A 17,969-nucleotide genomic window follows, 5' to 3' on the forward strand; every position below is an offset into this window, starting at 1 on the left:
TACAGCGCTGGTGTTGTTGGCTACAAAGCGCGTCGTTCCGGCAACGGAACGGCTTTGTGCGGTGTTAGTTAAGTCGGTTATAACGCCGGCCTGTCACGCCGGAGGCCACGGGTTCGAGTCCCGTACACCGCGCCAAATGGAGAACCCCGCTGGTAGCTGCCAGCGGGGTTTTTCTTTTTCCGGCAGTGAAGTCGCGCCTTCGTATCCCGCCTCGAATACGGCAAGTCGGGGCAGGGACTGCCCGGTGCCTTCCCGCTGCGGTAGGCTCCCCTCGATCGCCGGCAACGCTCCGTCGAGCGCCGGCCCCGAGGGGGTTCGCCATGTTGCTTCGTCTGCTTCCTTTCGCGCTCTCCGCCCTGGTGCTGTTGCCGTTCGCGGCGCACGCGGAGGAGATGCTCGTCGGCACCACCTGCAGCTCCACGGCGGACTGCCCGCTCGCCTTCGCCTGCGAGACGGTCGACATCCCCTGCTACGACACGCCGGTCGATTGCGAGTGCGCCCCCTGCGAGCCCGACACCGTCTGCGAGCCCTGTGATTGCGGCGGGCGCGAGCAGGGCGGCGGCGGTCCGGACTGCACGACGACGTCGGCGCAGCATTGCGTTTTCCGGCCGCAGAGCTGCACCGCCGATGCGGACTGCACCACGGCGGGCTTCGTCTGCCAGGCGCAGGAGGAGTGCAGCGGCGGTGGCGGCTGCGCCTGCCCCGGCTGCCCCGCAGGCGAGGAGTGTCCGCCCTGCGACTGCGACGACGTGCCGGACGAGGTCGACTGCGTGGTGACCGGCGGCTATTGCCTGCCGCCGCTCGACGCCTGTGAGAGCGACGCGGATTGCACGAACGGCTGGAGCTGCACCGACCTCGGCTACGGCGGCTCCTCCGACGGCAGCTGCGAGATCTGCGAATGCGTCTCCAGCGGCGGCACCGGCGAGCGCGGCGGCGACGACGAGACCGGCGGCGACGGCGGCACGGGCGGCACCGACGAGGGCGACTGCACCTGCAGGCCGTGCGAGGACGATTCGACCTACGCGGCCGAGAGCGTCTGCCTGCCTGCGGGCTGGGATGCGCAGCTCGAGGCGATGATGTCGCACGTCGGCGGTGGCGAGTACGGCGGCGGCGGCACCAGGGGAGAGGACAACGGCGGCGTCGGTGCACCGGAGCAGGCTGCCGGCGACGACGACCTCGAGGACGAGGAGGCGCCGCTGGGCTGCAACGCCGCAGGCGCCGGCGCGGTCTCGCTGCTGCCGCTCGCGACCCTCGGTCTGCTGCGTCGCCGCCGCGGCTGAGGCGTTGGAAGACGGGCGCGCGGTGCTGCCGCGCGCCCGTTTCAGAGCCGGTCGATCAGCCCCACCAGATCGGCGCGCACGCCGGCGGTGAGGAAGAGGAACGAGGCCCACGTCTCGACGGTGTCATCGGAGAGATCGACGCCGCCGCCGTAGACGCGGGTGCGCAGGAAGATCGATGCGTCGTTGCGCTCGTCGAGCGGCAGGCCGATCGAGAGCGCCACGTCGTAGAGCCCGCCATCCGCGTCGCCGATCCCGAAGCTCGACAGGCCGGTCGCCTCGAGGTGCGTGTAGAACGAGGGCGCTGGCCACCAGAAGATCCGGGTGGCCACCGCAGGCACGATCCCGATGTCGCTGCGCTGCGCGTAGGTCGCCCCGTCGCCGCTCCGCAGGGAGACGTAGGCGTTGCGGATCTGCAGCGCGCCGCCGACGTCCCAGGTGAAGGCGTCGCCATCGACCAGGCGGTAGAGGTACGTGCCGCGGTAGCCGTCGAAGGAGTAGGCGCTCTCTACCGTCTCTCCTGCTTCGAAGAGCGTTCCCCGGAAGTTGATCGACTCGTCGAGGGTGGCGGTGGTGTCGATCGGCAGCGGCGCCCAGAGCAGGACGAGCCCGTGGCGCTCCCAGGGCCGCAGCTCGAGCGAGAGGCGGAACGAGTAGAAGAGGTTCTCCTGCTGGTTCACGTCGGCGGCGTCGTAGGTCGTTCCCTCGACGCCGTAGGTGCCCTCGTTGAGCAGCACGTAGAAGGGCCCGTCCTCGAGCTCGAAGATCGCTTCCTCGAGGGGCGAGGCGGCGCGGGCGGGCAGGGCGGCGCAGAGCAGCGCCCCCAGGGCGAGCGGTCGCAGGAGCATCGGCGGATACCTCCGGCGCCACCATGGGGGCCGCAGGGCCGGGCGGCTTCTCCCCGGGCGGGTCGACGGGGCCTCTCCAGGAAGCGGCATCTCGTGCGGGGCGGTGCGTTCTTGCGCCTTTACAGCGCCCGGAATGTTCGCTACAACGCCCGCCGTTCCAGTGATGGAACAGCATGTGCGGTGTTAGTTAAGTCGGTTATAACGCCGGCCTGTCACGCCGGAGGCCACGGGTTCGAGTCCCGTACACCGCGCCACCTGGAAGCCCCGTAGGTCTTCGGACCTACGGGGCTTTCGCTTATCTGCGGCCCGGGAAAAGCGGTGGAAGAGAGTGCGGTAGATAGCGCCTTCGTCGTCGGGCCCGGCGGTGGCCGGTTCGGGGCCGCTCGCGGCTGTCGCCCGCATCGGCAAGGCCAGCACCGTCCCCTCCCGCAGCTCCACCTCGAGCTTCGCCATCTCCCGGCAGCGCGGCACCCAGCCTCGCGCGGTGCGCAGGTCGTGGAGGCGGCGGTCCCGGAAGCCGAGTCGTGCGAGGTGATGGCCGGAAGTTCCGGGTACTGGCGGTCGTAGATGTATGTACCCGTGAGCGCCTCGCCCTGCAGGCCAACAGGCACATCCTTCGTCTCTACGATCTGCATGAGACCGGCGGACCACGCGGCGCGTGGATGCAGCCACTGGATGTCGTCACCAACTTCCAGGAAATGAGACCAGACACGACCGTGGCCGCGATCAACGTGCTGCTCGAGCCAGATGCCGCCACGATTGCAAAAGCACGGGCAACGAACGCTCGGCTGCTGGAGGACTATCCGGCAGGCTTCGCCCTCGATGCCAATCACGCGCCGCACATCACCATTCTCCAACGGTTCGTGCGGGCGGCGGAGCTCGGCGAGCTAGCCAATGCCGTGGCTGGAGTGCTGCGTTCAGAGCAGGCGGCGAAATGGGAATGCAAGGCGACTGGCTACTATGACCTGGCTCACGAGAATCTCGGTTTGCTGGGAATCGTCATCGAACCGACCCAGGAATTGCGTCGACTACAGCAGAAGGTCATCGACGCCGTCGCCCCGTTCGCCGTGGAGAAGGGGACAGGCGCGGCCTTTGCGCCCCGCCCTGACGGCGGGGCGATCAGCCAGCCGACAGTGGAGTACGTGAAGAACTTCGTCGGCCCCCATACCGGCACGAACTATCACCCGCATCTCACCGTCGGCATCGGTACCCGTGCGTTCCTGAACGCCTTGCAAGTGGAGCCATTCGAGCCCTTCATCATCCGGCCCGTATCCGTGAGCCTCTACCAGCTGGGGGATTACGGGGTCGCACAAACAAAACTCCATGGCCTCCACCGCTAACTCCATGGCCTCCACCGCTGTTGATCCGCTCCCCTCCTGGAACGATGGTCCTGCCAAACGTGGGGTCCTCGTGTTCGTCGCCAGGGTGACGACTCGAGGATCGACCGATTTCTTGCCACAGTCGGACCGCATTGCCGTGTTCGACAACGACGGCACGCTCTGGCCCGAGAAGCCGATGCCGTTTCAGGCAGCCTTTGCCATCGACGAGCTGAAGCGATGCACCCGCACCGAGCCCAGGCTCGCTTCGGATCCCATGGTGCAAGCCGCCTTGTCCGGAGACCTCGAAAAGCTCCTGCAAGGCGATCACCTCGATGGCCTGATGCAGGTGTTGGCGCTCACCCATGCAGGCATGACGGTCGACGAGTTTCGCGACGCCGTAGAGGCGTGGTTCAAGTCGGCGAAGCACCCGCGATTTGGGAGGCCCTACGACGAACTCACCTACCAACCGATGCAGGAACTCCTGCGCTATCTGCGGGCAAATGGCTTCAAGAATTTCATTGTCTCCGGTGGCGGCGCAGACTTCATGCGCGTTTGGGTGGAGCGCGTGTACGGCATACCACCGGAGCAGGTGGTCGGTTCGACAGCACGGACGAAATTCGAGCTACGAGAAAGCGGGCCGGTGCTGACAAAGACACTCGATTATCTTTTCGTGAATGACGGGCAGGGCAAGCCATCCGGCATTCATCAATTCATCGGCCGGCGACCCACGGTCTGCGCGGGGAACAGCGACGGCGATCACGCGATGTTGCAATACACCACCCGCAACAACCCGGGCCCTGGTCTCGGCCTGATCCTCCACCATACCGACGACGTTCGCGAATATGCCTATGACGCCGAGACGCAGAGCAGCGGCAAGCTCGTCGAAGCCCTCGAGGAGGCACCCAGGCGCGGCTGGCTCGTCGTGGACATGAAGCAGGACTGGAACGCAATGTTCCACCGAGTTCACGGTTGAGCCTCGGGGGCTGTTCTGCAGGGCCGTGCCCGCGAGGGCCCAGAGCGCACTGGCCCCTCCTCCTGCGTAGATTTTCGAGTCCCGTACACCGCGCCACCTGGAAGCCCCGTAGGTCCTCGGACCTACGGGGCTTTTCCTTTGCCGGCCCGCGATCGCCTCAGAGCGAGCGCAGGTACTCCACCAGGTCGTTCTTGTCGGCCTCTGCGAGGCCGAGGCCGAGCGTCGCGTCGTAGTGGTCGACCACCGCGCGCAAATCGGCGAAGCGGCCGTCGTGGTAGAAGCCGCCCTTCTCCCTGGTGAAGAGGCCGCCGAGCGGCGTGGTGCGGTACATGCCGGTGGGCGAGCGGCTGGCGTGGAAGTCGTCGATGCCGATCTCCGCCGGGTCGTGCAGGTTGTGGCCAGGCTCGCTGAAGACGGGCGGCACGTGGCAGCTGGCACAGCGGCCCTGCTCCTCGAAGACAGCCCGCCCGCGCTCCGCCGCCGCCGCGTCGAAGGAGCCCGCGGGCGGCGTGGGGGCGAGCAGCGAGAGCTGGTAGACGTGCAGGGCGGGCAGGACCGCGGTGATCCGATCCTCCTCCGAGCGGATGTTGCCGAGGCCGAGCCGCGCCGCCACCGGATATTTCTCGGGATCGTCGAGACGCGGATCGTAGAACGTACCGAGCCCGTGCATCTGCGTGTTGGCGACGTAGGCGTTCCAGTAGGTCACGTCGCCGAAGCCCGTATAGGTGGCGAGGTTCACGCCGGCGAGACCGAAGGCAGGCGGGATCACCACCGACGCCGTGGTTCCGTCCGGCTTGAAGGCCTTGCCGTCGAGGACGAGGAGCGCGTCGTAGCGACCGGGGCCCCAGCTCTCGAGCACCTGGCGCACCGTCGCTTCGTCGACCTGGAGCGCGTCGACGAAGAAGCCGAGGTCGGGCGACGCGGCCACGATCGCGCCGACGTTCAGGTCCCGGTTGGCCCAGCCGTCGAGGCGACGGCCGATGCCTGGCGCGAAGGAGTCGTCCACGGTCGAGTGGCAGAACGCGCAGGTGGTGCCGATGGCGGTGAGCGTTCCCGCCTCGTCGAAGAAGCCGCGGACGCCGACCACCGCCTCGGCCTGCAGGAGCGCGAGGGTGGTGGCGGGATCCTCGAGATCCAACTCGCCCGCCTGCAGGGCGGCGACGACCTCGGCAGGGAGCGCCTCCGCGTCCACCTTGAGTCCGAGTCCCAGCGCAGCGGTCGGAGAAACGCCCGGGCCGACGCCGCCGTTCGCCGCGCCGGCGATGGCGCGGTGCAGGCCGAGCGTGCCGCCGAAGAAGCCTTCGCTGCCGAAGGTGTCGAAGCGGAAGACCTCGCGCCCCTCGTCGATGAGGGCGCTGCCTTCACCACCGTCCTCGATCCTGCCGCTGGTCCGGTCGAGTCCGTCCTCGGTGCAGGCACCGAGGAGCAACACGCCCAGAAGAAAAAGCCGTCGCATCACGCCCTCCTTCCCCGGTCGTCGGGGCACCACAAGCTGAGATCTGCGGTCGCAGGAAGGTGACGGGGCGCCACGTGGGGAGGGCGCATCGGCGAGGGCGCCCGCGAGCTGCTTGCCGGCTCGGGTGAGGGCGGGGCGTCCCGGATCCACCCGCACGCTCGGTGTGGATCACGTCCGGTCGACGAGAGAGCGCGCCCTACATCCACCCAGAGGTGCAAGAATCCGCACTTCTTCGTGCTCGTACGGACCGCCATAACCCCGCGCGTTCAGCTCCCGATCGGGAGCTATGTTCGGGGGTTACTCGTGGTGAAATCAGGCAAGGCAGCGGCGCTCCTGCTGGGCGTGCTGCTTTTCGTAGGCACGGCATGCGGCGATGACGGCGCCGGTGGTGGCAAGGGTGGCGCTGGCGGCACGGCAGGCGCCGGTGGCAGCGGCGGAAGCGGCGGAAGCGGCGGAAGCGGCGGAAGCGGCGGCACCGGCGGCACCGGCGGCACCGGCGGCACCGGCGGCGTCGGCGGCGTCGGCGGCGTCGGCGGCGTCGGCGGCACGGGCGGCACGGGTGGCACGGCAGGCACCGAGCCCACGCTCGATGCGAGCCAGATCGAGGTGCTCGCGGCTGCGCCGGGAGCCGACGACACGATCGTCGGCCATGCCGCCGCCGCCACGCGCGCGCAGCAGGTCCACGTCTACGCGGACGAATCGCTCTCCGAGCTGGTGGCGAGCGCCGCCGTCGAAACCGACGGCTCCTTCGCCGCCATCTCCCTCGGCGACAACGAGCGCGCCCGGGTCTTCGTCGTCGCCGAGGGTGAGGACGAGAGCACCAGCGAGGCGGCCGCCTTCGACAACGACATCGCGCCGCCTTCCGTGACGATCACCGGCGCGCCGCCTGCGGCGACCAACGCGGTGGACGCCACCTTCACCTTCGAATCGAACGAGGCCGGCTCCTCCTTCGAATGCGCGCTGGACGGCGAGGCGTTCGCTGCCTGCCCCCAGCCCGCCACCTGGTCCGGACTCGCCGAGGGGCAGCACTCGTTCCAGGTCCGCGCGACCGACGCCGCAGGCAACGCAGGTGACGCCACCTCGCACGGCTGGCGGATCGATCAGACCGCGCCGGAGCTCGAGTTGGCCGGCCTGCCCGAGGGCGGCTCCACCGCCACCGAGCTCGTCGTCACCTTCACCTGCGTCGACGAGGTCTGCACCTTCTCCTGCAGCGTGGACGGCGGCGTTCCGGCAGCGTGCACCTCGCCCTTCACCTGGCAGGACATTGCCGAGGGCGCGCACTCCTTCGCGGTCACCGCCAGCGACGAAGCCGGCAACAGCGCCGAGGCGTCGGGTATCTTCTCGATCGACCGCACCGCACCCACCGTGCGTTTCACCGAGACGCCGCCCGCTTCGTCGAGGAACGAGAATCCTTCGTTCTCCTTCGACTGCAGTGGTGAGGACGGCTGCAGCTTCACCTGCGCGCTCGATGATGCCGCCGCCTTCGCATGCACCTCGCCCCTCGTCGCGGGACCGCTCGCCGAGGGAGCGCATTCCTTCACCGTGCAGGCGGTCGATCCGACTGGCAACGTGAGCGCCACGCTCCGCCACGACTTCACCGTCGACACCACCGCGCCGACGCTCACCATCCTCGAGAATCCGGCCTATCGCAGCACCAGCGCCGCCGCGGTCTTCCAGGTCACGTCGAACGAGGCCGGCAGCACCTTCGAGTGCATGCTCGACACCGGCGCCTGGAACGCCTGTCCCGCTACCACCACCTGGACCGGCCTCGACGACGGCCAGCACACGGCGCGTTTCCGCGCGATCGACGCAGCGGGCAACGTGGGCGCCGCCGTGCTCTACGGCTGGTTCATCGACGCGACCGCCCCCACGATCACCCTCTCGCCCAACACCCCGGCGAACGCACGGGACGGCTGGATCGGCGCCACCTGCAGCGAGAGCGGCTGCACCTACTTCTGCATGCTCCCCGGCAGCAGCACCTTCACCTCCTGTCAGGGCGGTCTCAGCTACGGCAACTTCGCGGACGGCAGCTACACCTTCCAGATCTATGCCGTCGATTCCTTCGGCAACCAGGGCCCCGTCGCCTCGCACACCTGGACGATCGACACCACCCCGCCGGTGGTGCAGGTCACCGGGGCGCCCGACTGGACGGTGGGCGAAACCGACGCCACCTTCACCTTCGGCTGTGAAAACGGCGAGACCTGCATCTTCGCCTGCAGCCTCGACGGCGTGAGCGTCGGCGCCTGCACCTCGCCCCACACCTTCACCAATGTGAGCGAGGGACGGCACGTCTTCACCGTGACGCCCACCGACGCCGCCGGCAACACGGGCACGACGCCCACCACGACCTGGAACGTCGACCTCACGCCGCCCACCGTCCGGATCACGGCGGCGCCCAACGCCGCCGAGTCCGGCACCGACGCCACCTTCGAGTTCGACTGCGGCGGCGAGACCGGCTGCACCTTCGAATGCGCCCTCGACGGCGGGGCGTTCGCTGCGTGCACTTCGCCCGCGAGCTACACCGGGCTCTCCCGCGCAGCCCACGACTTCGCGGTCCGCGCCGCCGACGCGGTGGGGAACGTCTCGGCACCCACCGGCCACGCCTGGTCGATCGAGCGCGCCTTCGCGCAGGCCGACATCGACCGCGAGCACGGCTGCGGCATCAGCACCGCCGGTGAGCTCTGGTGCTGGGGCAACAACGTGAGCGGCCAGATCGGCGACGGCACCACCACCAAGCGGCCCGCGCCGGTGCGCATCGGCACCGCCACGGATTGGGCGGAGGTCGGCGCCGGCACCTACCACAGCTGCGCGCGCAAGACCGACGGCACCGTCTGGTGCTGGGGCGCCGGCTGGGACGGCAGGCTCGGCAACGGCATGAACGGTGGCATGATCCCCTCGCCCAGCCAGGTGGGCACCGACACCGACTGGGCCTCGCTCTCCGTCGGCGGCACGTTCAACTGCGCCACGAAGACCGACGGCACCCTCTGGTGCTGGGGCAGCCTGGGCGGCGTCACGGCGCTGGGCCCCTCGCGGATCCTTGGCCGCAGCGATTGGACCGATCTCGCCGCGGCCTGGGGGCACGCCTGCGCCCGCGCCTCGGACGGCACCCTCTGGTGCTGGGGCAACAACGCCTGGGGCCAGCTGGGGATCGGCACCACCGGCGTCACCCAGCAGGCACCGGTGCAGGTCGGCACCGACACCGACTGGGCCTCGGTCGACGCTGCAGGCAGCACCACCTGCGCCCAGAAGAGCAGCGGCGCGCTCCACTGCTGGGGCGCCAACGAGAGCGGCCAGCTCGGCGACGGCACCTTCTCCGCCCGGAGCCAGCCGGTGGCGGCGGCGGCCTCGCTTACCGTCGGCGCCTACGCCGTCGGCGACTACCAGACCTGCGCCGTCTCCGCCGGTGAGCTCCACTGCTGGGGCGACGGCAGCCAGGGCCAGCTCGGCGACGAGACGATCGCGCGGAGCGCCACGCCGGTCCGCATCGGCACCGCCACCAACTGGTCGCAGCCCCTCGCCGGCGTCTTCCACCTCTGCGGCCTCGACACCGGCGGCATGCTCTCCTGCTGGGGCGGCAACAGCCTCAACCAGCTCGGTATCGGCGCCTACGGCCACACCGGCACGCCCACCTCGGTGATGACCACCGATCCGCTCGCCTCCCTCGAGGCAGGCGACGGGCACACCTGCGCCACCGGCACCGACGGCCAGCTCCGCTGCTGGGGCAGCAACGGCTCCGGGCAGCTCGGCCTCGGCGACACCCGCCCGCGGCAGACGCCGGTGGTGGTGGGGACCGCAACCGACTGGAGCCGGGTGAGCGCAGGCTACGACTTCACCTGCGGCATCCGGGCCGGGACGCTCTGGTGCTGGGGCGCAGATGTCTACGGCTCCACCGGCACCGGCCAGGCCGGCACGACGCCGATGCAGGTCGGCAGCGCGAGCGACTGGAGCCGGATCGCAGCGGGCCACCAGCACGCCTGCGGCATCCGCGCCGGCGAGCTCTACTGCTGGGGGCGCGGCGACGACGGCCAGCTGGGCACCGGCTCCACGTGGACCACCAACCGCTACCCGCTCCGCGTCGGCACCGGCAACAACTGGGCGGAGGTCTACGCGGGCCACAGCCACACCTGCGGCATCCTCGACGACGGCAGCCTCTGGTGCTGGGGCGACAACGGCAACGGGCAGCTCGGCGACAGCAGCCTCAGCAGCCGCACCACGCCGGTGCGAGTCGGCACCGACGTGGGCTGGACCCACGCCAGCCTCGGCCACGAGTTCAGCTGCGGCATCCGCGGCGGCAGCCTCTACTGCTGGGGCGCCAACACCCTCGGCCAGCTCGGCACCGCCTGGGGCTACACCTGGCAGTACAGCCCGACCCTGGTGAACTCGTACGCCGACTGGACCGACGTCTCCGCCGCTTACTGGCATGCGTGCGGCGTCCGCGACGGCAAGTCCTACTGCTGGGGCCAGGCGGCGGGCGGCCTCATGGGCAACGGGCAGATGCAGGGCACCTACCCGACGCCGACGCAGGTGGGGCAGGCGACCGGCTGGCGGGCGATCACCACCGGCGGACACCACAGCTGCGCCCTCCGCGCTGGCGTCGCCGGCAGCGCCTCGTGCTGGGGCGTGAGCTCGATGGGCCGCCTGGGCGACGGCGCCGCCTGGTTCGCGGCGCCTGCAGAGGTCGCGGCCTACTGATCCCGGCCCGTTCCCCCGGCCCCGTTGCAGCGGGGCCGGGGGGACCCCGACGAATCGGCAGCCGCCCGGTTGACCGCCGGCAGCCACCCCCGTACGCTGCGCCCATGCGCCTTGGATTATTTGCAACTGGTCTCCTTGCCTCCACCCTCGCTGGCTGCGGCGTCGGCGGCGCCCCCGACGGCGTGGTCGCCGACTGCAGCAGCCAGGTGGCCCTGCCGCCCGGCGTCTCCACCGACATCCTCTTCGTCGTCGACGACTCGATCTCGATGCGGGAGGAGCAGGAGAAGGTGGCGGCGCAGCTCGAGGCCTTCGTCACCGCGCTGGCGGAGGGCCCCGTCGCCCACGATTTCCGCATCGGCCTGGCGACCACCGGCGTGAGCCAGAACGCCGGCGGCTGCGAGCCCGGCGAGCCCAGCCACTACACGCCCTTCCCCGAGGAGAGCGGCAGGCTCCAGCCGGCGACGCTCCCCGGCGACGAGGGCCCCGGGCCCACCGTCCTCTCCTGGAACGATCCCGACCTGCTCCCGCGCTTCGCCGCCCTCGTGCGCCGTGGCACCTCGGGCTCGGGGCAGGAGATGGGGCTCGAGGCGATGCGCCTCGCCCTCACCGAGCCGCTGGCCACCGAGCAGGGCTTCCTCCGCCCCGGCGCGCGGCTCCTCGTGGTGGTGGTCACCGACGAGGACGATTGCTCCGATCCCACCGGTACCGCCCTCACCCTCGGGCCCCGCTGCGAGGACGTCTCCTGCAGCAGCGACGCCGACTGCGGCGCGGAGGGGAGCTACTGCCTCCCGCACGACGGGCGCCGGGTCTGCTTCCCCAACTTCTGCGAGACGAGCGAGGGCCGCGCGCTCCTCGAGCCGGTGCAGCGCTACGTCGATCTGCTGCAGAACCTCGACGACGGCACGGGGACCGGCCGCAAGCGCGAGACCTACTTCGCGGCGATCGCGCCGATCGACGTGGAGACCGGCGACGCCGCCCGCTGCATCTCCTCCACCGACGAGGCCTCCGGCATCGGCGTCCGCTACCTCGAAGCGGCGGCGGGGATGGGCGAGCGTGGCACCACGGCCTCGATCTGCGCCGACGACTACGGCGCGGCGCTGCAGGAGATCGCCACGCTGGTGCAGGCGCCGCAGGTCCTCGAGCTGGAGGATCCGCCGGCGGACGCACGTCTGCTCCGGGTGGAGCTCGAGCGCGCCGACGGCACCGAGGTGAGCTGCCGCAGCGGCGACGGCTTCAGCTACGAGGCCCCCACCGGCGGGGCCGCCGCCCGGATCACCCTCGAGGGCAAGTGCCGCCTGCAGCACGGCGACCAGATCCGGATCGAGCAGATCTGCGCGGGCTGACCAGCCGGTAGCGCGCCGGGTGCCCCCTGCCGTGGCCTGTGCGCCAGCTCGCCTGGCGTGCAGCTTTTCCCCAGGACCGCTGCTGCGGGGGAGGGGGAGATGGCGAAGGGGGGAGGGGCCGCGCTGGCCGTGGCGCTCGTGCTCTGCCTGGGGGTGCTGCCGAAGGCCGCGCACGCCGCCGAGACGGTGGTCGCGCTCACGTTCGACGACAACCGGACCTCGCAGCTGCAGGTGCTGCCGCTCCTCGAGCGGCACGGCCTGCACGCGACCTTCAACATCATCACCGGACGGGTCGGCGCCTCGGGCTACATGAGCTGGGACGATCTCGCGGCCGTCGCCGCCGCTGGCCACGAGATCGCGGGCCACACGGTGAGCCACCCGGACCTCACCGCCATCTCGCTCGAGGAGGCGCGGCGCGAGATCTGCGAGGGGCGCGAAGCGCTGGTGGCCCACGGCCACTCGCCCGAGACCTTCTGCTATCCCTTCTCCCGCACCTCGCCCGAGGTGCAGGCGCTCGTGGCCGAGTGCGGCTATGCGGCAGCGCAGGTCGCCGCGGGGCTCGGCTGCGCCACCTGCCCGGCGGCAGAATCCCTGCCGCCCCTCAATCCCTTCCGGATCCGCGGGCTCTCCTCCAGCCAGATCACCGAGACGCTGGCCGATCTGCAGGCGCAGGTGATCCGAGCGGAGGAGGCGGGCGGCGGCCTCGTCGTCTTCAAATTCCACCAGATCTGCACGGGCGATTGCGGCACCTACACCACACACCCCGACACCCTCGACGCCTTCTTCGGCTGGCTGGCGGTGCGGGCCGGGCAGGGAACGGTGGTGAAGACATTGGCGAGCGCGCTCCGCGAGGCGGGTGAAGAGCCGCCGCCGCCGGCGACGCAGGAGCGCCCCATCGTCTGGGGTGATTTCTGGCGCTACCACGACGACGGCACCGATCCCGGCTCCGGCTGGAACGTCGCCGCGTATGACGATCGCGGCTGGGCCGAGGGCAGGGGCGAGCTCGGCTACGGCGAACTCGACGAGGCGACCACGCTGCAGCGCACCGATCCGTCGCAGACCAGCGTCTACTTCCGCAAGCGCATCGTCCTCGACCAGGTGCCGGATCGCGCCTTCCTCGAGGTGATCTACGACGACGGCCTCGCGGTCTGGGTGAACGGCAGCCTGATCTTCGCCCGCAACGTGGACCGTGGGCTCGAGCACCGGTTCTACGCCTCCGCCTCCACCGACAACGCCTTCGAGCGGGCGGAGATCCCGCCGGGCGCCTTCGTGGCGGGAGAGAACCAGATCGCGGTGGTGGTGAAGCAGGTGGGGCGGACCTCGCCGGATCTCTCCTTCGATCTGCAGCTGGAGATGGCCTTTCCCTCGAGCCCGCCGGATCCCGCGCTCTTCGTGCGCGCGCCCAACGGCGGGGAGCAGTTCCTCGCCGGGGAGGCGATCGACGTCGCGTGGGACGCGAGCGTTCCGGTGGCCTTCGTCGACATCGACTTCTCCGCCGACGGCGGCGCGAGCTGGACGCCGATCGCCACCCGCCTCGTCAATCGGTCGCCCTACCGATGGACGCTGCCGGAGATCACCACCGAGGCGGCGCTGGTCCGCGTGCGCGATGCGGAGGGGGTGGCCCGGGAGGACGTGAGCGACGCGCCCTTCGCGATCGCCCCGCCGCCCAGCGGGATCACCGAGCAGATCCCCTTCGGCAGCACCTGGCGCTACCACGACGACGGCAGCGATCCCGGCGCCGGCTGGGCGGGCCTCGCCTACGACGACGGCGCCTGGCCGCTGGGCGCAGCCGAGCTGGGCTACGGGGACGGCGACGAGGCGACGGTGCTCCAGCAGCCGAAGCGGACGGCGTTGAGCGTCTACTTCCGCAGGACCTTCCTGGTGGGCGAGCGGATCACCGCTGCCGATCTCCAGGTCCTCTTCGACGACGGCATCGCCGTCTACGTCAACGGGACGCTCGTCTTCTCGCGGAACATCACGCGCTTCGAGCACAACCGGTCGGCGAGCGCCTCCGCCGAGAACGAGGTGGCGGCAGCGAGCATCGCGCTCGATCCCTATCCCTTCGTCAGCGGGGAGAACGTGATCGCGGTGATGGTGAAGCAGGTCGGAAAGAGCTCGCCGGATCTCTCCTTCGACCTCGACCTGCAGCTCACCACGGCGCCGTGATCACTCCTGCTCGACGACGGTGAACTCGACGCGCCGGTTCTTGGCGCGGCCCAGGGCGGTGCGATTCGGGGCGATCGGCTTGTCCTCGCCGAAGCCCTCGCTCGCGAAGCGCTCCTTCGCCACGCCCTTGCCGATCAGGTACTGCACCACCGCCGCGGCGCGCTTGCGGCTCAGCTCGCGGTTGAGGCGGGCGCTGCCCACGTCGTCGGTGTGGCCGTCGATGCGGACGCGCTTCACCTCGGGGTTCTCCTGCAGCACCTTCGCCACCTGGTCGAGGACGCCGAAGGATTCGCGCTTGATGCTGGCGCGGCCGGTGTCGAAGTTGACCGCGCCGCGGAGCTCGATCTTGTCGCCGTCGTAGCGGGCGAGCGGATCGCCCGCGGGGCAGCCCTCCCACTGGGCGGGGCCGTACTCGTCGGGGCACGCGTCCTCGTGGTTCGGGATCTCGTCCCCGTCGGGATCCGGGCAGCCCTCGTACTCGCGGGGGCCCTTCTCGTCGGGGCACATGTCTTCGTCGTCGGCGATGCCGTCCCGATCGTTGTCGGGATCGGGGCAGCCGTCGGAATCCTCGAAGCCGTCGCGATCCTCGCGGACGTCCGGGCAGCGGTCGACGTCATCCTCGATCCCGTCGCCGTCGCGGTCGTGGACCATCCGCTGGTAGCGCACGCCGACGAAGCCGCGGACGCCCTCGCGGCCGAAGCCCGACTCCCCCGAGAGGCCGGTGCCCACGCCGGCGAGGCCCTGGAAGCCCGCGCCGAGATCGCCGCGCAGGCCGACGAGGGCCTCGAGGCCGGTCTTCATCGCGTCGGAATCGGGGCCGTTGAAGGGAGCGCGCGAAGGGGTGCTGCCCACCACCTCGGCGAGTGCGTCCCACCCTTCGCCGAGGAAGGAGGAGGGGAGCGCGTAGGCGCCGGCGAGCGAGAAGCCGATGGCGTCGCCGACATGGAGGTTGAGGAACCGGCCCGCATCGCTGCGGTAGCGGTAGCCGCCGCCGAGGGCGAGGCGCACGGCGCCGAAGCTGCGCTCCGCCACCAGCGACGGCGCCAGCGCGACGCCGCGCTCGCCGAGGAAGCTCTCCTCGTCGCCGGTGGGCAGGCGCACCTCGGCCACCGCGGCGAGGCCCACGCCGTGATCCTCCTGCTGCAGCAGGCGCGCCTTGCCGACGAAGCGGAGGTCGCCGAGGCCTGCGGAGGAGGGCTCGTTCTGCGGGAAGCCCGTCTCGTCCGCGAGGCGGTCGAAGCCGTTCGACTGGACGAGGGTGAGCGGCATGTCGGCGCCGACCTCGAGCCAGTTGGTGAGCGCGTAGCTGCCCATCACATGGAGGTCGAGGCGGTGGGCGAGCAGATCGTCGATCTTCTCGTCGCCGATCTGCAGGGCCATCAAGCCGTGGTGGTAGTCGGCGAGGAGCGAGAGGCCGAAGGAACCGGCAGGCGCGGTGCGCGCGCTCTCCACCGTGAGGAAGGAATCGGCCGTGACGGCGAGCCTGCCACCCACGGGATCGATGCCGCGGGCCAGCGCGTCGTCCGCGGCGGCGCCGGCGGGAAGGCCGGCGATCAGCGAGAGGGCGAGGGCGACAGAGATGCGGGACACGGGGAAGGCTCCTGGAGACGGTCGGTTGCCGGGGAGGCAGCCTACCGCTGGGACGCCTTCAAGTCAAAATACTCAAAGGATGGCTTGGCTGCGCCGCGGAGCAAGCTCGCGCGCGAGCCCTGCCTGGAGCGTGTGAAGAAATCGGTCCGGCAGGGGCCGGCCCGATTTCTTCGCTCACGCGCCGCGCGAGAGACGCTCGCTCTTGCGTTCGCTCCGTCGCCGGCAGAGACGGCGCCGCGCCTTATTCCTCGGGAATCGGCTGCGGGCCCGGAACGATATGGGCGATGTCCGGATCGACGCCGGCAGGCGCGTCGCCGCGGCCTTCCTTCTCCGCCTTGCGCTCCAGACGCTTCTCTTCCTTGCGCGCTGCCTGCTCCTTGCGCGCCTGTTCCTTCTGCCGCTTGCTGAATGACGGTCGTGCGTTCTTTGCCAATGGAGCTCCTGGGTTTTGGGGGCGCGCGGACGTATGGGCACCGACCACGCAAAAATGCGAGGGCCCGCTCGCGCAGACCCTCGCAATCGTACCGGAGGCGAGGCTCCGGCAGGGCGTCAGATCGCCCGAACGTTCGAGGCCTGCAGGCCCTTGGGGCCCTGCTGCACGTCGAACTCCACGCGCTGGCCCTCGGCCAGCGAGCGGAAGCCGTCAGCGTTGATCGCGGTGTGGTGCACGAAGACGTCGCCGCCGTCGTCCTGCGCGATGAATCCGAAGCCCTTCTCGTCGTTGAACCACTTCACGGAACCCTGTGCCATTTTCTTGCTCTTTCTCTAGCTCATGGGGAGCTGGTGTTGATGCCGAGCCGCGACATGCGGGACGGCGGTGCCCCATGTAGTACAGGGTCTTCGAAGTACTTCGGAAGTCGCCTGCAACCACAACGTCGGCGAGCGCGCGGGGGTCGGATGAAGTACCCGACCTGCGCACTCGCATGGAGACAAACGTAGCGGCAGCTGCATTCCTCTCACAGGCGACCCCGGCGGTAAAGCTGCGAATGCGATCGCACCCGGCCGGATGTCCGCCGTCGGGCACTTCGCGCGCCCGACAGAGCGACTTCGCCAGGCGCTTGACCGGGCAGGTGCCCTGCGATGGGCTGCCCGCGTGACCGCACTCGGTTTGATCCACGGACTGGGCTCGATCGGCCCCTTCACGTCGCGCGCCTTCCTCCCCGCATTCGTCATCGCGGCGGTGCTCCGCTGGGGGCCGGAGATCGCGCTCGTCCGCAAGCTCGGCGTGCTCGAGGAGATCGGCGGAGCGCCGACCTGGTTCACCTCCGACGCGAGCCTCTGGATCCTGGGCGTGCTCTCGCTCCTCGAGCTGATCGCCACCCGGAGCGGGGAGGTGCGGCAGTTCCTCGCCGAGTTCGAGGGGTGGATCAAGGCGGGTGCAGCCACCCTGGCACAGGCGGGCGTGCTCAGCGCCACCGAGGAAGCCTTCACCCGCGGTGCCCTCGAGGCCTCGGCTCTGGACTGGATCGCGGCGGTGCCCGTCGGCGCCGGCGTCTACTTCGCGGCGCAAGCGAGGCGCGGGGTGATCGACGTCCTCGACGAGGCCGACGCCGACGACAGCCTCGGCCTCGCCGGCCTGCTCCAATGGGCGGAGGACTTCTGGGCGATCGGCGCCGCGGTCCTCGTGTTGCTCTTCCCGCTGCTGATGCTGGTGATCACCGGCATCGTCCTCGCGTTCCTCTTCGGCCTCCAGTGGGTGGCGAAGAAGCGCGAGCGCCGGAGCCTCTTTCCCTGCACCACCTGCGGCGCAGAGACGTACCGCTGCGCGCTCACCTGCCCGAACCTGCATCCCGTCGAAGCGCCCCACGACGTGGGCTTCCTCGGCAATTGCGTGGGCAGCGCCGCGCGCAGCGGCCACGCCTTCCATCTGCTGGAGAAGCGGCGCTGCCCTCGCTGTGCCACGCGGATCGGCAGCGTCCCGCCCGGCACCAGGTGCCCTGGCTGCACCCTCGGCATCCTCACCGAGCTCCCCACCGGCGCCGATTACGTGCGCCACCTCGATCGCAAGGTGCCGCTGGTCGTCGCCATCTCGCTGCTGCTCTCGGCCGTGCCGATCCTGGGCCTCGTGCCCGGCATCGTCTACTACCGCTTCAGCCTCGTGGCGCCGCTGGCAGGCTACGTGCCGCGTGGCCGCCGCGTCTTCACCCGCTTCCTGCTCCGCGTGGCGCTCGTGGTGATCCTCGCGTTCCAGTGGGTCCCCGGCCTCGGCGCCGCGGTGGTGCCGCTGATGGCCTCGCTCAGCTACGCCTTCTACCGCCGCGGCTTCACCCGCCAGCTCCCCGCCACCGCCGCGCGCTGACCGCAC

General features: G+C 70.4%; 12 protein-coding genes and 2 tRNA genes. 9 read left to right on the forward strand and 5 right to left on the reverse strand.

Annotated features, from left to right (window positions below):
- The first annotated feature begins 58 nt into the window (after positions 1–58).
- Both ACESMR_RS02395 and ACESMR_RS02400 read left to right on the forward strand, forming a co-directional pair.
- Positions 59–135: transfer RNA gene (locus tag ACESMR_RS02395), tRNA-Asp, on the forward strand.
- A 185-nt stretch (positions 136–320) separates the two neighbouring features.
- The gene (locus ACESMR_RS02400) at positions 321–1,280 is read left to right on the forward strand and encodes an MYXO-CTERM sorting domain-containing protein (protein WP_373044741.1); all 960 of its coding nucleotides are present in this window, start codon (positions 321–323) and stop codon (positions 1,278–1,280) included.
- A gap of 41 nt (positions 1,281–1,321) precedes the next feature.
- On the opposite strand, the gene ACESMR_RS02405 is transcribed toward ACESMR_RS02400, so the two are convergent.
- On the reverse strand, positions 1,322–2,125 hold the full coding sequence (locus ACESMR_RS02405) for a hypothetical protein (RefSeq protein WP_373044743.1): 804 nt from the start codon (positions 2,123–2,125) through the stop codon (positions 1,322–1,324).
- Between the two features lie 177 nt (positions 2,126–2,302).
- On the opposite strand from ACESMR_RS02405, the gene ACESMR_RS02410 reads away from it, so the two are divergent.
- From ACESMR_RS02410 to ACESMR_RS02420, 3 genes are all read left to right on the forward strand, one after another.
- Positions 2,303–2,379: transfer RNA gene (locus ACESMR_RS02410), tRNA-Asp, on the forward strand.
- 270 nt (positions 2,380–2,649) lie between these two features.
- Positions 2,650–3,465, forward strand: coding sequence for a 2'-5' RNA ligase family protein (locus tag ACESMR_RS02415; protein WP_373044745.1), 816 nt, complete (start codon positions 2,650–2,652; stop codon positions 3,463–3,465).
- On the forward strand, positions 3,449–4,417 hold the full coding sequence (locus ACESMR_RS02420) for an HAD family hydrolase (protein ID WP_373044747.1): 969 nt from the start codon (positions 3,449–3,451) through the stop codon (positions 4,415–4,417). Before ACESMR_RS02415 ends, ACESMR_RS02420 begins: the two co-directional genes overlap by 17 nt.
- A gap of 157 nt (positions 4,418–4,574) precedes the next feature.
- Here the strand turns inward: ACESMR_RS02420 and ACESMR_RS02425 are convergent, their stop codons facing one another.
- Positions 4,575–5,873, reverse strand: coding sequence for a hypothetical protein (locus ACESMR_RS02425; protein ID WP_373044749.1), 1,299 nt, complete (start codon positions 5,871–5,873; stop codon positions 4,575–4,577).
- 306 nt (positions 5,874–6,179) lie between these two features.
- On the opposite strand from ACESMR_RS02425, the gene ACESMR_RS02430 reads away from it, so the two are divergent.
- From ACESMR_RS02430 to ACESMR_RS02440, 3 genes are all read left to right on the forward strand, one after another.
- Positions 6,180–10,565 (forward strand): hypothetical protein, encoded by a 4,386-nt coding sequence (locus ACESMR_RS02430; protein ID WP_373044751.1) that lies wholly within the window; start codon positions 6,180–6,182, stop codon positions 10,563–10,565.
- A gap of 104 nt (positions 10,566–10,669) precedes the next feature.
- A complete protein-coding gene (locus ACESMR_RS02435) occupies positions 10,670–11,908 on the forward strand; it encodes a vWA domain-containing protein (protein ID WP_373044753.1) in 1,239 nt (412 codons plus the stop codon).
- 99 nt (positions 11,909–12,007) lie between these two features.
- The gene (locus tag ACESMR_RS02440) at positions 12,008–14,074 is read left to right on the forward strand and encodes a polysaccharide deacetylase family protein (protein ID WP_373044755.1); all 2,067 of its coding nucleotides are present in this window, start codon (positions 12,008–12,010) and stop codon (positions 14,072–14,074) included.
- Here the strand turns inward: ACESMR_RS02440 and ACESMR_RS02445 are convergent, their stop codons facing one another.
- From ACESMR_RS02445 to ACESMR_RS02455, 3 genes are all read right to left on the reverse strand, one after another.
- Entirely contained in the window at positions 14,075–15,664 is a 1,590-nt protein-coding gene (locus ACESMR_RS02445; protein ID WP_373044757.1) for an OmpA family protein, read from the reverse strand. It lies immediately after the preceding gene.
- 241 nt (positions 15,665–15,905) lie between these two features.
- Complete coding sequence (locus tag ACESMR_RS02450) at positions 15,906–16,097, reverse strand: hypothetical protein (protein WP_373044759.1); 192 nt, start codon at positions 16,095–16,097, stop codon at positions 15,906–15,908.
- Positions 16,098–16,213: 116 nt separating this feature from the next.
- Positions 16,214–16,414, reverse strand: coding sequence for a cold-shock protein (locus ACESMR_RS02455; RefSeq protein WP_373044760.1), 201 nt, complete (start codon positions 16,412–16,414; stop codon positions 16,214–16,216).
- Positions 16,415–16,757: 343 nt separating this feature from the next.
- Here ACESMR_RS02455 and ACESMR_RS02460 point away from each other — a divergent pair, with 343 nt between their 5' ends.
- The gene (locus ACESMR_RS02460) at positions 16,758–17,963 is read left to right on the forward strand and encodes a hypothetical protein (RefSeq protein ID WP_373044761.1); all 1,206 of its coding nucleotides are present in this window, start codon (positions 16,758–16,760) and stop codon (positions 17,961–17,963) included.
- Positions 17,964–17,969: the final 6 nt, after the last annotated feature.

This window comes from Vulgatibacter sp. (assembly GCF_041687135.1).
Taxonomy (GTDB): domain Bacteria; phylum Myxococcota; class Myxococcia; order Myxococcales; family Vulgatibacteraceae; genus JAWLCN01.

Excerpts from the sequence above, each read along its gene's own strand:
- ACESMR_RS02420 (WP_373044747.1), top strand. The coding sequence starts at position 3,449 with ATGGCCTCCACCGCTAACTCCATGGCCTCCACCGCTGTTGATCCGCTC.
- ACESMR_RS02400 (WP_373044741.1), top strand. The coding sequence starts at position 321 with ATGTTGCTTCGTCTGCTTCCTTTCGCGCTCTCCGCCCTGGTGCTGTTG.
- ACESMR_RS02455 (WP_373044760.1), bottom strand. The coding sequence starts at position 16,414 with ATGGCACAGGGTTCCGTGAAGTGGTTCAACGACGAGAAGGGCTTCGGA.
- ACESMR_RS02435 (WP_373044753.1), top strand. The coding sequence starts at position 10,670 with ATGCGCCTTGGATTATTTGCAACTGGTCTCCTTGCCTCCACCCTCGCT.
- ACESMR_RS02425 (WP_373044749.1), bottom strand. The coding sequence starts at position 5,873 with ATGCGACGGCTTTTTCTTCTGGGCGTGTTGCTCCTCGGTGCCTGCACC.
- ACESMR_RS02405 (WP_373044743.1), bottom strand. The coding sequence starts at position 2,125 with ATGCTCCTGCGACCGCTCGCCCTGGGGGCGCTGCTCTGCGCCGCCCTG.
- ACESMR_RS02440 (WP_373044755.1), top strand. The coding sequence starts at position 12,008 with ATGGCGAAGGGGGGAGGGGCCGCGCTGGCCGTGGCGCTCGTGCTCTGC.